The following is a 12,253-nucleotide window of genomic DNA, read 5'->3' as shown; positions in this document are numbered from 1 at the left end:
GTATCGATCAGCATGATCCCGATTTTGACCCGCTGCCGAAAGGCAGCCGGTCTGCAGAATTGTCTGACGACCATAGCGTGCCGGTCCCACCCGATCCCTTTCCGAACTCGGTAGTGAAACGGCTCCGCGCCGATGGTAGTGTGGGGTCTCCCCATGTGAGAGTAGGTCATCGTCAGACACCCCTTCCGAACCCCGGTCCAATGGACCGGGGTTCTTTTATGTGCGCTCGAAAAAACGGCCGGGCCCGACCCCGCCCCGTCACTGACGTGACCGGGCAGGGCGCGGGCTCAGTCGGCGCTGGCCTGCGCGGCAAGGGCGTTGTTTTAGGCTATCATGTATAATATCGGCTCTCATGCACTGCCATCCCGGAAATTCCTCCCCTATGTCTGCAAATGCCGATCGTATTGCCAGCGAGATACTGCTTTATTGCCGAGCCGGTTTTGAATCGGATCTTGCCGCAGAAATCTCTCAAAAGGCAGCAGGGTTTGGTGCCAACGGCTATCCTGTTGCCGCTGCCGATACGGGCTTTGTGCGCTACGTTCTAGCGGATCAACAGCCGGCGCATACGCTTCAAAGACAGCTTTCCTTCGAGACCCTGGTGTTTCCGCGACAGACACTGGTTGCCTTTCCACCGCTTGCCAACCTGGATCGTGAAGACCGCATTTCACCTATCATGGCGCTGATCCGCGAAAGTGGCTGGAGCTTTGAGCACATCTGTCAGGACCTTCCGGATACCAATGACGGCAAGGCACTGACCGGGCTGGGCAAGTCGATTCAAAAGGCGCTGGAAAGTGCCAGTCGAAAATGTGGAGCATTACGCCGAAAGGCCGGCAAGCGCTGGTTGCATTTGTTCTGGACTGCCGGCGACCAGGTGCAGGTGGCGATCAGCTTTCCTGGCAATCGCAGCGAGTATCCCAATGGGATTCGACACCTTCGCTTTCCCCACGATGCGCCTAGCCGTTCGACGCTCAAGCTCGAAGAGGCCTGGCACACCTTTATTCCGGCAGAGCAGTGGGATGAGCTGCTTGGTGAAAACATGTGGGCAGCGGATCTTGGCGCCGCCCCCGGAGGCTGGACCTGGCAGCTGGTCAAGCGCGGCATGAGTGTGTACGCCATTGATAATGGGCCCATGCAAGCGTCATTGATGAATACCGGTCAGGTCGAGCATCTGCGTGAAGATGCTTATAGCTGGCAGCCGCCGCATCCGCTTGACTGGCTGGTATGCGATATGGTGGACCAGCCAACCAGAGTGGCCAGGCTCATGGGAACATGGCTTGAAAAGGGCTGGACGCGTCGAGCCATCTTTAATCTCAAGCTGCCGATGAAACAGCGGTGGCAAGAGGTCGACCACTGCCTTGAGCGCCTTCACCAGTCGATAGAAAACGCCGGTTTCAAGGCACATGTCAGATGTCGTCATCTTTATCATGACAGGGAAGAAGTGACCGTTTATGTCGCGATCGTTTAAAGTACGACCTGAGTAGGAAAGGAGAGAGAGCTATGACCGAACGGCCTGAAAGCAATGATACGCTGGATACTTCCGGGCTTTACTGTCCCGAGCCCATCATGATGATGCACAACCGGGTCAGAGACATGACACCGGGTCAGGTGCTTGAAATTATCGCAACCGACCCGGCCACCACGAGGGATGTGCCCAAATTCTGTACCTTTCTCGGGCATGAGCTGATCGACCAGCGCGAAGAAGAAGGCACATGGCGTTACTACATTCGACTGGCGTCTGATCAGTAACACTATTCCTGAGTTACCATCATGACTGATAGTGCCTCCAGCGTGGCAGGATCCTGGCTGCGAATGCGGTTGGCAATCTGGCGCTGAAACAGATAAAGCGCTTCATGGCGTGAATGTCCGGCATACAGACAGTCATCACCGGGCAGAATCGGCTCTTCACAGACCTTTTCCTCGTCATGAAGAAGTGCCTCGATACTGCCGTCGCTATAAAGGTGCCAGCCATGAACCTGCTTCAACTGCCAGCTGTCATCATGGGCATGACACAGGGCATGGGTGCCCTGAGTATCGGGAAGATGCTGAAGTATACAGGGCTCATCTTCATATTCGTAATCAAAGTAGGCAGCGGCATGTTCAAGTTCGACCACCTTGTGAAGCGGTGGTGACTCCATGACGAGTTCGGATTCCGGATCACGGTAGCCTACAAAACGACCCTGTTCGGGATCCTCAAGCGTATCGCAGCGCGTTAGACAGTCCAGCCAGGGCACCATGCCCACGACATGGCCGTCTTCCTGTAACCCCCATGCCAGCACCGGCATGCCGTAAAGGGACTTGGGATCACTGGCCAGCTGATACAGCATTTCAAGCCCATCAAGCTCGGGTGCCAGGCGCACGATGCGATGCCTTTTACGCCGCTGCTGACGTACGCTCTCCAGGTCGATAACCTGCATACGATGATGAGTCGACATCGTGTTCATTGCTTGTCCCTCCGGTTATCCGTCCGGTATGTCCCTTATCCTCGATCAATCTGGCGCCCGGTGATTGAGACGCTTTTTTAACTATTAGCACACCTGCAGCAATGAATGTCATACCCCAAGTGATACTTTCATGGTCAGCGGTCGGAAACAACAGTCACCAGTACTGGAAGTCTTATGCTTTAGCAGGTATCAACCGGGCATGCCCGTGAGCGGTACGACGCAGGCGAAGGCCCAACAAAATGGAGGCCACGCTGAGTCCGGCAATCAGCCCCAGCCAATAGCCGTAAACGCCCAGGCCAGAGAACAGGGCGGGCAGGCCGCTACCCAGCAGATGACCGCCCCCCATGCCAATGATCCAATAGGATGCCAGGGTAATGAGCATGATGATGCGCGTATCCTTATAGCCCCTTAATGCGCCCGCCATGCTTACCTGAAGAGCATCTGAAATCTGATAGATGGCTGCCAGCAGTATCAGGTTTGCAGCAAGAGCCCGTACTGCCGTATTGCTTGAATAGAGTGCAACGATGGGGTGAGCAGCAACAATCAGCACAACATCGATGAGAAGTGCGGCGACCAGTGCCATTCCAACGCCGTTCCACGCAATAAAGCGAGCCCGTTTGCTGTCTCCCTGCCCCAGAGTATTGCCAACCCGTACCGTCAGGGCCATTCCCAGCGACAGAGGAAGCATGAACAGAAGTGACGTGAAATTTAACGCTACCTGGTGGGCGGCTACCACAATTTCGCCGAAACTGGCGACAAAAAGGGCTATCAAGGCAAAAAGGGTCACTTCGGTGAAAATGGCCACACCGATTGGTAAACCCACCCGCAGCAGCTCCCCGGTCAGTTTCAGGTCGGGCCGGCTAAATCTCTCCCAGATATTGACCGGTGCATAGACTCGGGCACGGCGGGTATAGATGGCCATACATCCGCACATCACCCACATGGCGATCGCCGTGGCAATGCCGCAGCCGGTGGCACCCAGTGCGGGCAGTGCTTGTAGCCCGGAAAGATCAATGCCCGTGAGAGAGACAATTCCCTCGCCACCGAAAATCAGCAGATAGTTGAGGGGAATATTCACGGCCAGCCCCACCAGACTGATCCAGAGCGCCGGACGGGTGTGGTTGACGCCATCGGAAAACGCGCGCAACGCCTGATAGAGCGCGACGGCCGGCATCCCAAAGGCCACGGCATGCAGATATCGTGTCGAGGAAGTCGCCACTGGCTCTGGCACCGACATATAGACAAAGATTGGCTCGGCCATGAGCCAGATCAGCGCACACGCCATCAGACCCAGAAGCAGGGCTACCCAGAGCGCCTGATGGACACAGGGTCGGATGGCGCCTTGCTGTCTTGCGCCCATGTGCTGCGCAACGATCGGAGTCAGCCCCATCAGCGTTCCGGTCATGAACAGCATCAAGGGCACCCAGAGGCTGGCACCGACCGAAACGGCTGCCAGATCCGTGGCACTGGAATGACCGGACATCATGACGTCAACGGTGCTCATGGCGGCCTGCGCCAGCTGCGCGCCGAGAATCGGCAGCGCCAGACGCATCAGTGCGGAGGTTTCAAGACGACAGGCAGTAATATCGATGCGTGGCAAGGCCGGCTCCAGCCAGAGGAAAGCGCCATTGTAGCAAAGCGCGATTGTATCAAGGCCTTCGGGATTTGAGCCTCGTGATAAAGTGGCTCGCCAAAAGTGTCTTTCAGGAGAAAAAGGTGAGCTCTCAGCGACAGGAGCACGATCAGGTCGAGCAGCTGATCATGCTTTTCAATCATGTGTTTTCATCGCGCTATCAGACCCTTCTGGTGCGGGGTGACGATGAGCCTATCTATCTGCCTGCCGATGACGATCATGCTCATCATCGCATCGTATTTGCTCATGGTTACTTTGCCAGTGCGCTGCATGAGATCAGTCACTGGTGTATTGCCGGTGAAAGGCGCCGCCTGCTGGAGGATTACGGCTACTGGTATATGCCGGACAGGCGTGATGACAGCGCTCAGCAGGCTTTTGAGGCGGCAGAGATCGCCCCTCAGGCGATTGAAAAAAGTCTAACCCTGGCCTGCGGCCGACGCTTTAATGTCAGCGTCGATAATCTGGAAGGGAGTGCTGATGTAGACCGTGACGCGTTCGCTGTAAAAGTTGAGGCGAGACGACAGCGTTATCTAAGTGACGGACTCCCGGCCCGAGCAGAGGCCTTTCGTCAGGCGCTGGAAGGGCTTTTTATCGAGGCTCAATCGCCCGAGCAGGCGGGACAACGCGCAGGCGATTGGCTTGATCAGCACGAGCAGGCGAGCTGATCGGTTTTAAAGAGGCATCACTCGGCGAGCATGTCGTCATCCAGCCAGCGAACATGCAGCTTGAGCAGGGTTTCCAGATCATGTTCGGCACGACCCGGTTCAAGCCCCATTTCATTGAACATTTCGCTGCGCTGCTGATGCCACTCGTCAGGGTCGTTGTAGAGCGTGCCTGCATCGACGATGGACACGAAGGCGCTGCCGGATATGGCTTCAAAGATGCGCGCCAGAGCCGCCTCATCCTGTTCCGGGTTTGCACTGTAAAGGAGGCTTCCGTGGTAGTCGGCTTCCAGCTCGCGAATGACATCGCTGACACTCACGCCCATAGTGAGCAGCTCATCGGCATGATAGTCGCCAAGGCTTGCCACATCGTCTTCAAGCCAGGCTTCGTCGGGCTGAATCAGGGTGTGCTTGATGCGACCATCCGACAGCGTCCAGGCAATGGCGACCGGTACATCGCCTTCACCGCTTTCCAGCGCGATGAAGCCGGGAAGGCTCAGGTCCTCGGTATTGGAAAACTCGTAATCGTCCTGCATGTTTATGGTGTCCTGAAGTGAATGTCCTGGAACGGAGGTCATGAACCGGTCAGCTGGCAGCGGGAATGCCAAAAAAGCGCTGTGCGTTGGCGGTGGTCTCGCGCGCGATATCGGCCTCGCTGACACCCTTGCAGAGCGCAATCTCTCGGGCGATCCAGGGCAGCAGGGCAGGTTCATGGCGCCTGCCCTTGAGTTTGGTGGGCAAGTTGCGCGGTAGTAGGTAGGGGCAGTCGGTCTCGATCATCAGGCGGTTGTCGGGAATATTGGCCACCAGCTCGCGTAGATGCTGTCCTCGGCGTTCGTCACACAGCCAGCCGGTCTGGCCGATATACAGATCCAGATCAAGGTAGCCGTACAGAGTCTGTTTGTCCCCTGTAAAGCAATGAACCACCGCGGCTCCGATGTCGTCGCGCCACTGCCTGAGTATGTCCAGCATGTCGCCTCCGGCATCGCGCTCATGTAGAAACAGCGGCTTCCGGGTTCTTGCCGCCATTTCCAGATGGGCTTCGAAGGCACGCCTTTGATCCACTGGAGAAGAAAAATCGCGATGATAATCGAGTCCACATTCCCCTACCGCCACGACGCCGGGGTGAGACAGGGATTCCTCGATAAATCGCCTGAGGGAATCATCAAAATCGCCGGCATGGTGCGGGTGCAGCCCTGCGGTTGAATAGAGGGTCACGGGCGTATCGCGTCGGGTCAGTTCGACGCTGGCCTCGATGCTGGCGCGATCCGTTCCGGTCAGCACCATGGCCGTCAGGTTGGCCCCCGCGGCGCGTTCGAGGACGTCGTCCAGATCCTTTTGAAAGCTCTCGTGTGTCAGGTTGGCACCGATGTCGATCAAGGGTTCCGGGGATTGAAAGCACAGGGCGTCAGGCAGCATGCCGTCTCCGTGGGTCATGATGGGTCCGGCCGCCATTGTAGGACACCTGATTCATTGATGTCCCATTGCCCGGCAGCCATGACCCGGATGCATGAGGTACAATAATCTCTTCGCATATGCCTTCACTAATTTGCAGAGCTCCATGACGCTTTTACGACTGGAACAGCTTCAACTGGCCTATGGCACTCATGTGCTGCTCGACGGCGCCGACCTCGTACTTGAAAAGGGTGAGCGTCTGGCACTGGTGGGCCGCAACGGCACCGGTAAATCGACCCTGATGTCCCTGATCGAGGGGCGTGCACTGCCCGATGGCGGCAATATCTGGCGCATGCCAGGGCTTCGGGTAGGCACGTTGCTGCAGCATCTGCCACCGGCAGAAGGGCGCACCATTTTTGATGTGGTTGCCGAAGGCTTGCCCGAGACCGGTGAACTGCTGAGCCAGTACCAGCATCTGATCGAGTCTGACAATCCTGACATGAATCGGCTGGCTACGCTGCAAACGGCCATCGAGGCACAGGATGGCTGGTCCTATCACCAGCGTATCGACACCGTTCTGACCCGTCTGGGACTGCCGGCCGCGACCATGATGGAAGGTCTTTCGGGCGGTTGGCGGCGACGCGTGGCGTTGGCTCGTGCTCTGGTGGTGGACCCTGATGTCCTGCTGTTGGATGAGCCGACCAACCATCTGGATCTGGATACCATCCAGTGGCTGGAAGAGCAGCTTTTGCAGTTCAATGGCTCGGTGCTGTTCATCACCCACGACCGTGCCTTTCTGAAGCGTCTGGCGACCGGCATTCTGGAGCTGGATCGCGGTCGTCTCGGGCGCTATCCGGGCGATTACGATAAATATCAGGCGCAGAAGCAGCATGAGCTTGAGATTGAATCCCGCGAACGCGACGAATTCGACAAGAAGCTGGCGGCCGAGGAGCGGTGGATTCGTCAGGGGGTCAAGGCGCGTCGAACCCGCAATGAAGGTCGTGTCCGCGCACTGGAAAAGCTTCGTGCTGAACGGGCCGAGCGGCGTGAACGTCAGGGCAATGCCAATATCAATGTCGACAGTGGTGAGCGTAGCGGCAAGCGCGTGGTAGAGCTTGAAAACGTCAGCCACCGGTTTGGTCAGGACTGGGTCGTGCGCAACCTGTCCATCGAGATTCAGCGTGGCGACCGTATCGGTTTCATTGGCCGCAACGGGGCTGGCAAGACCACGCTTTTGAAAATTCTGCTGGGACAGCTCGAACCTCAGGAAGGCAGCGTTCGGGAGGGCACCAACCTCAAGGTGGCCTATTTCGACCAGCTGCGGGCAGGCCTTGATATGGAGGCTACCGTGCTGGATAACGTGGCCGGTGGACGTGATCAGGTCAGCATCAATGGACGTGACCGTCATGTCATGAGCTATCTGCAGGACTTCCTGTTCTCGCCTGACCGCGCACGTCAGCCTGTCCGGGCACTCTCCGGCGGCGAGGCCAACCGGTTGCTTCTGGCCAAGCTGTTCACGCAGCCTGCCAACGTACTGGTGCTCGATGAGCCGACCAATGATCTGGATGTTGAGACGCTTGAGCTGCTTGAAGAGCTGCTGATCAACTTTGATGGCACCCTGCTGCTGGTCAGCCACGACCGTGCCTTCATGGACAACGTGGTGACCAGTGTTCTGGCCTTTGAGGGTGATGGTGTCATTCGTGACTATGTTGGCGGCTATACCGACTGGGTACGACAGGGCGGCAAGCTGCCGCCGGCGCCCGGTGAGATGCGCGAACGTGAGCAGAAGGGCAGTGATACGGCCAGCGTTGAAAAAACACCTGCACGGGAAAAAAGCAGCCCTGCGGCGCCAGCCAAAAAGAAACTCAGCTATAAGCTGCAGCGTGAGCTCGAGCAGCTGCCGGGTCAGATCGAGGCGCTTGAAGCCCGTATCGCCGAGCTTGAAGCGACCATCGGGTCGGCCAATTTCTACCAGCAGGACAGCGATACCATCAATGCAACGCTTGCCGATCATGGTAACGCTCAACAGGCGCTGGAGCAGGCAATGGAACGCTGGCTTGAACTGGAAAGCGAGAGTGAATGATTGCCGAGCGTGAAAGTCCAGCTGGCCTGAGTGAAGCGTTTTAAGCGGGGGAGGCAATGGGTTTTCACCAAAAGGGGCACCGTGATCCACGGTGCCCCTTTTTAAATGATGATGCCTGTCAATCCGGCAGCGAGATTACTCGGTGGCTTCGCCGTCTGCACCGACACGCACGGCCAGTACATCGCACTTGGCGCCATGCAGTACTCCCGTGGAGGTAGAGCCCAGCAGCAGGGCAAACCCGGTTCTGCCATGAGAGCCGACCACGATCAGATCGACATCGCGTTCGCCGGCAAAACGATGAATCTCGGCATCCGGCATACCCACCACCACGTGCTGATCTTCACGCGGAATACCGTGGGCATCGGCAATTTCCGCCAGGCGGTCGCGTGCATGACCATCCAGCTGATCCTGAATGCTGGTGAGATCCATGGGAATATCGCCGCCGTAGGCAAAACCCAGCGGTTCGAGGGTATGCATGATGGAGACCCGTGCATTCTGGTTGCGTCGGGCGATACGGATGGCACGTGCCAGAACCAGTCCGGAATCACGTGTCAGGTCAACGGCCACCAGTACGTGCTGATAATATTCGCTCATGTTCCTGTTCTCCCATCATTTTCCGAAGCGACCGGCTTCGTGGCTTGATCCGTCGACAATGCCTCGTCAGCGTCGTGATCCTAATCTATCCGCTGACGAAGAGGGAGGGAAGAGGCTGGCAATCTCTGCCTGAAAAATCGAGTTACGTCGATGGCTCGCTGTCCTGCAGTGCCAGTTCGTGGCTGCCGTTGCTCTCAATCAGGGTCAGAACACGCTCAAAGTGTTCGAGATCTTCTTCGCTGATGTCCTTGAGCATGTCGCTGCGAGCATCGTTGACCGCTCTTTCGATCTCTTCGAGCAAGGGCGTGGCTTGAGTCGTGAGATACACCAGCTTGGTTCGACGATCTTCCTCGCTGGGGCGTCGCTCGATCAGTCCCTGCTGACTCAATTGATCCAGCGTGCGCACCAGCGACGGCGCCTCAACACCGATCGTGCGTGCCAGGTCACACTGTGCCTGACCATCCCCATAGCGCCATAGATGATAAAGCGTGACCCAGCGCGTATGCGTCATGCCAAGAGGCGCAAGCCGCTTGTCGATAACGGCGCGCCACAGCCGCGGTACACGCGAGACCTTGAGGCAGAGAGATTCGTGCATGTTGTCCGTTGGTCATGATGGATCGGGCGGTCATGGATACTGCTGTCCAACACGCCTCGATGCAGGTTAACTTTTGTCCGATAGGGCAGGAATCAATCCTTCTGATGCCTGCGCAGCCAGCCGATGCCAGGTGTTCTTTCGAGATGGCCATCGACCTTTCGGGCCTGATCGACATCGTCGATCACCTCAAAGCGTATCACGCCCAGCCGCTGTCCGGCATCCGTTACCACATCCACCTGCCAGTCTCCTTCAACATCGGTGCCAAAATGCTGCTTGCGTGACCAGGCTCGATAGCCCTGATCCCTCCCTCCCTGAATGGTCAGGTCAATTTCGTCAACGACGTTACCTTCGTGGCGCCAGACATGGCGAATATGTTCGTTGAGCCCCAGCGGTGCATGAACGGCCGTGAAGGCATAAAGTCCGCGAGCGCGCAGGTTATCGGAGGTCAGCATCATGCTGCCCCGGGGCTCGCGCGCGGCGGCATCAAAGGAGGGCGACAGGGCGCTGGCATCGATCCACAGCGTGGCCGGCGGAATGAAGGTTCGCAACGCCCATGCGCCACCGCTGATGCCGACGGCCAGAATGACCAGCGCCACCCAGCGCAAGGCACGATCAGGGCGCAAAATACTGATCAGACTGGGCAGCGCCACCAGTGGGAAGGCAATGGCGGCCATCAGCAGACTGGTGCCGGTGGACAGTCTAAGCAGCAGGGGACCAACCACCAGCAAAACGGCAAACACGCACAGGGCGTGATAGCTGAAATAGAGCCAGCGGCGCTTTTCGGCGATCCCAAAATAGAGCGGATCAACAATGGAGATAATGGCGCAAATCACCAGCAGTCCGGTAAAGATGGCCTGGCCGCTGTCCCAGACGGTGGTGATCAGAAAAAAGGGCAGGCAGAAAAACAGGGTTTCCTGGTGGGTCAACTGCGCGCAAAAGGTCGCCAGCAGTCGTGGGAGCGATGAGTGTTCACGGTGACGATGCCACCAGCTCCAGAGGCTTTCAAGTGAGAGTAAAAGCCAGGTCAGCATCAGCGCCAGTGCCAGCCATACGCCCAGACTCTGCTGACGACTGATCAAAAAAAAGCTGAAGATGCCGCTACCAAAACTGATCAGCGGCCACAGCCAATAATAGCGGCGCAGCCAATGATAGAGCCGTTCCAGTCGAGCGGGGACAAGATCGGAGACACTGTTCATGGTGTTCACCCGCGTCCGGGCAGGGTAATGCGATAGCTGTCCGCCATTTCGGCCAGCATGCCGCGGCCGCCGGCAAGCGTCAGGGCCAGATCGGCAAGGCTTGCCCAGGTCGGCAGGGGCGCTGCGCCCTTGATGGCCTGATCGATGCGCTGTGACAACAGCAGCAGTTTATGAAGTCGCTTGAGGGGCAGTCGTTTCAGGGCCTGCTGATACTGGGGTCGTCGCTTTTCAGGAATCATGGGTCTTTGCGCCTTGCAGGCATGTTCAAGGCTCTGGCCCTGATCCATGTGTTGCCGAACGGAGAGCAGCGTACGCAGCTCACGAGTCAGTGCCCACAAAACGACAGGAGCCTCGATGCCTTCCTCCCTGAGTCCGCTCACAATTCTCACCGCCCGGTCGCGCTCACCACGCAGGCAGGCATCCGTCAGGTTGAAGACATCAAAGCGGGCACTGTCTTCTGTATCGGCAGCAACTGCCTGCGCATTCAGTCGAGCTCCGGCCGGATGCACCAGTGCCAGACGAATCAGTGCCTGGTCAGCAGCCAGCAGATTGCCCTCGGTGCGCTCTGCGAGCAGCCTGGCCGCCTCCTGATCCAGATCCAGGCCGTGGCGTCCGGCGCGGTCGCGCACCCAGAAGTGAAGCCGCTGGTGGTCGATAGGCCATATCGGAACATGAACACCCTTGCTTTCAAGGGTCTTGAACCACTTGCTCTGCAAAAGACGCCGTTCCATGCGTCCGGCACTGATCAACAAGATATCGCTGCTGCTGTCGGCCTGCTGCGCGTAGGCTTCCAGCGCGCGGGCGCCCTCCTGACCGGGGGACTGCGACCCCAGCCGCAGCTCGATCAGCCGGGAAGTGGCAAACAGCGACAGATTATTGGCGCTCTCCATCAGCTGATGCCATCCAAAACCCTGTTCGACCTGCAGGATTTCACGCTCCTCGACCCCGGCTTCGCGGGCGCGGTGACGGATGGCATCACAGGCTTCCATATGCAGCAGCGGCTCTTCACCGGCCACGATGTAGATGGGCGAGAGCTTGCGCGCAAGCTGCTCGGACAGCTTGTCAGGGTAAACCCTCATTCCGTCCGTCCCTTCAGGATGACGATGCCGTTGAGGAAGGCTGAACCATCCCGCGACTGTTTGGCTGGAAGGTCTGCAGCCGGTCGATCAGCCGGCGGGCAGCTTCCTGATGAAGCTCATCCTTTAACGCTTCACGAGCGTCGTCACGCGTCAGCAGCTGATCGCTGCTGGTATAGAACGTTCCCGAGACGACCACGCTTTCCTGACTGGCCAGGTAGGCACCATCGCTCACTCGCTGTAGTGACCAGGGCACGGTCAGCGTCAGTTGTCGCTCCTGCGTACCGGCGTCACCGAATGTCAGTTCGCGCTCCAGGAATTCTTCCGAACCCAGGTTGAGGCGCAAGGGGGCCTGATCATTGAGCGTCACGCCGGCACTGTTGAGCTCCTGCGTGACCTGGCGAGTCAGTGCGCTGGTCGGGCCGTCGGCGCTTTCCAGTGCCAGCTCACCGAGGGTAAGCGTGCTGCCAGGCCCTGTACCGCGAAGCTGAAAACCGCAGCCGGCCAGAACCAGCACAAGGCCTGCACCTGCCAGGCCTGCAATAAAAGAGCGTCTTTTCACCTTGAACTCCTTGTGC

General features: G+C 58.1%; 13 protein-coding genes and 1 rRNA gene. 5 read left to right on the top strand and 9 right to left on the bottom strand.

Features of this window, described 5'->3' with window-relative positions; translation table 11 throughout:
* Positions 1-62 precede the first annotated feature (62 nt).
* The 3 genes from rrf (at position 63) to tusA (ending at position 1,746) form a co-directional block, all read left to right on the top strand.
* A 5S ribosomal RNA gene (gene rrf / locus B9G99_RS00530) occupies positions 63-178 on the top strand.
* A 204-nt stretch (positions 179-382) separates the two neighbouring features.
* The gene (rlmM, locus tag B9G99_RS00525; RefSeq protein WP_086620275.1) at positions 383-1,465 is read left to right on the top strand and encodes a 23S rRNA (cytidine(2498)-2'-O)-methyltransferase RlmM; all 1,083 of its coding nucleotides are present in this window, start codon (positions 383-385) and stop codon (positions 1,463-1,465) included.
* Between the two features lie 32 nt (positions 1,466-1,497).
* Positions 1,498-1,746, top strand: a complete 249-nt coding sequence (gene tusA, locus B9G99_RS00520) for a sulfurtransferase TusA (protein WP_086620274.1) — start codon at positions 1,498-1,500, stop codon at positions 1,744-1,746.
* Positions 1,747-1,748: 2 nt separating this feature from the next.
* Here the strand turns inward: tusA and B9G99_RS00515 are convergent, their stop codons facing one another.
* Complete coding sequence (locus B9G99_RS00515; protein WP_086620273.1) at positions 1,749-2,441, bottom strand: hypothetical protein; 693 nt, start codon at positions 2,439-2,441, stop codon at positions 1,749-1,751.
* A gap of 172 nt (positions 2,442-2,613) precedes the next feature.
* Positions 2,614-3,993 (bottom strand): MATE family efflux transporter, encoded by a 1,380-nt coding sequence (locus B9G99_RS00510; RefSeq protein WP_086623194.1) that lies wholly within the window; start codon positions 3,991-3,993, stop codon positions 2,614-2,616.
* Positions 3,994-4,157: 164 nt separating this feature from the next.
* Here B9G99_RS00510 and B9G99_RS00505 point away from each other — a divergent pair, with 164 nt between their 5' ends.
* On the top strand, positions 4,158-4,739 hold the full coding sequence (locus B9G99_RS00505; protein ID WP_418268929.1) for an elongation factor P hydroxylase: 582 nt from the start codon (positions 4,158-4,160) through the stop codon (positions 4,737-4,739).
* A gap of 17 nt (positions 4,740-4,756) precedes the next feature.
* Here B9G99_RS00505 and B9G99_RS00500 read toward each other — a convergent pair whose 3' ends face one another.
* Together B9G99_RS00500 and B9G99_RS00495 are read right to left on the bottom strand one after the other, a co-directional pair.
* Positions 4,757-5,272, bottom strand: a complete 516-nt coding sequence (locus B9G99_RS00500; RefSeq protein ID WP_086620272.1) for a hypothetical protein — start codon at positions 5,270-5,272, stop codon at positions 4,757-4,759.
* A 49-nt stretch (positions 5,273-5,321) separates the two neighbouring features.
* Positions 5,322-6,173 (bottom strand): TatD family hydrolase, encoded by an 852-nt coding sequence (locus B9G99_RS00495; RefSeq protein ID WP_227875860.1) that lies wholly within the window; start codon positions 6,171-6,173, stop codon positions 5,322-5,324.
* Positions 6,174-6,297: 124 nt separating this feature from the next.
* Between B9G99_RS00495 and B9G99_RS00490 the strand changes: the two genes are divergently transcribed.
* Positions 6,298-8,214 (top strand): ATP-binding cassette domain-containing protein, encoded by a 1,917-nt coding sequence (locus B9G99_RS00490; protein ID WP_086623191.1) that lies wholly within the window; start codon positions 6,298-6,300, stop codon positions 8,212-8,214.
* 135 nt (positions 8,215-8,349) lie between these two features.
* On the opposite strand, the gene B9G99_RS00485 is transcribed toward B9G99_RS00490, so the two are convergent.
* From B9G99_RS00485 to B9G99_RS00465, 5 genes are all read right to left on the bottom strand, one after another.
* Positions 8,350-8,808, bottom strand: coding sequence for a universal stress protein (locus B9G99_RS00485; protein ID WP_086620271.1), 459 nt, complete (start codon positions 8,806-8,808; stop codon positions 8,350-8,352).
* Positions 8,809-8,950: 142 nt separating this feature from the next.
* Complete coding sequence (gene slyA / locus B9G99_RS00480; protein WP_086620270.1) at positions 8,951-9,403, bottom strand: transcriptional regulator SlyA; 453 nt, start codon at positions 9,401-9,403, stop codon at positions 8,951-8,953.
* Between the two features lie 92 nt (positions 9,404-9,495).
* Entirely contained in the window at positions 9,496-10,599 is a 1,104-nt protein-coding gene (locus B9G99_RS00475; RefSeq protein ID WP_086623190.1) for a DUF5924 family protein, read from the bottom strand.
* Between the two features lie 5 nt (positions 10,600-10,604).
* Positions 10,605-11,678: a DNA polymerase III subunit delta gene (gene holA, locus B9G99_RS00470; protein ID WP_086620269.1), complete on the bottom strand. Its 1,074-nt coding sequence runs from the start codon at positions 11,676-11,678 to the stop codon at positions 10,605-10,607.
* A gap of 13 nt (positions 11,679-11,691) precedes the next feature.
* Positions 11,692-12,237, bottom strand: a complete 546-nt coding sequence (locus tag B9G99_RS00465) for an LPS-assembly lipoprotein LptE (protein WP_158521409.1) — start codon at positions 12,235-12,237, stop codon at positions 11,692-11,694.
* Between the last annotated feature and the right edge of the window lie 16 nt (positions 12,238-12,253).

This window comes from Kushneria konosiri (assembly GCF_002155145.1).
In the GTDB taxonomy this organism is placed as follows: domain Bacteria; phylum Pseudomonadota; class Gammaproteobacteria; order Pseudomonadales; family Halomonadaceae; genus Kushneria; species Kushneria konosiri.
Note: the sequence above shows the minus strand (reverse complement) of the source record. Positions and strands in the feature narration are given on the sequence as shown.

Bases quoted from the DNA above. Each gene is read 5' to 3' on its own strand.
- B9G99_RS00475 (WP_086623190.1), bottom strand. From the start codon at position 10,599: ATGAACAGTGTCTCCGATCTTGTCCCCGCTCGACTGGAACGGCTCTAT.
- rlmM (WP_086620275.1), top strand. From the start codon at position 383: ATGTCTGCAAATGCCGATCGTATTGCCAGCGAGATACTGCTTTATTGC.
- B9G99_RS00495 (WP_227875860.1), bottom strand. From the start codon at position 6,173: ATGACCCACGGAGACGGCATGCTGCCTGACGCCCTGTGCTTTCAATCC.
- B9G99_RS00510 (WP_086623194.1), bottom strand. From the start codon at position 3,993: ATGCGTCTGGCGCTGCCGATTCTCGGCGCGCAGCTGGCGCAGGCCGCC.
- slyA (WP_086620270.1), bottom strand. From the start codon at position 9,403: ATGCACGAATCTCTCTGCCTCAAGGTCTCGCGTGTACCGCGGCTGTGG.
- B9G99_RS00485 (WP_086620271.1), bottom strand. From the start codon at position 8,808: ATGAGCGAATATTATCAGCACGTACTGGTGGCCGTTGACCTGACACGT.
- B9G99_RS00500 (WP_086620272.1), bottom strand. From the start codon at position 5,272: ATGCAGGACGATTACGAGTTTTCCAATACCGAGGACCTGAGCCTTCCC.
- holA (WP_086620269.1), bottom strand. From the start codon at position 11,678: ATGAGGGTTTACCCTGACAAGCTGTCCGAGCAGCTTGCGCGCAAGCTC.
- tusA (WP_086620274.1), top strand. From the start codon at position 1,498: ATGACCGAACGGCCTGAAAGCAATGATACGCTGGATACTTCCGGGCTT.
- B9G99_RS00490 (WP_086623191.1), top strand. From the start codon at position 6,298: ATGACGCTTTTACGACTGGAACAGCTTCAACTGGCCTATGGCACTCAT.
- B9G99_RS00515 (WP_086620273.1), bottom strand. From the start codon at position 2,441: ATGAACACGATGTCGACTCATCATCGTATGCAGGTTATCGACCTGGAG.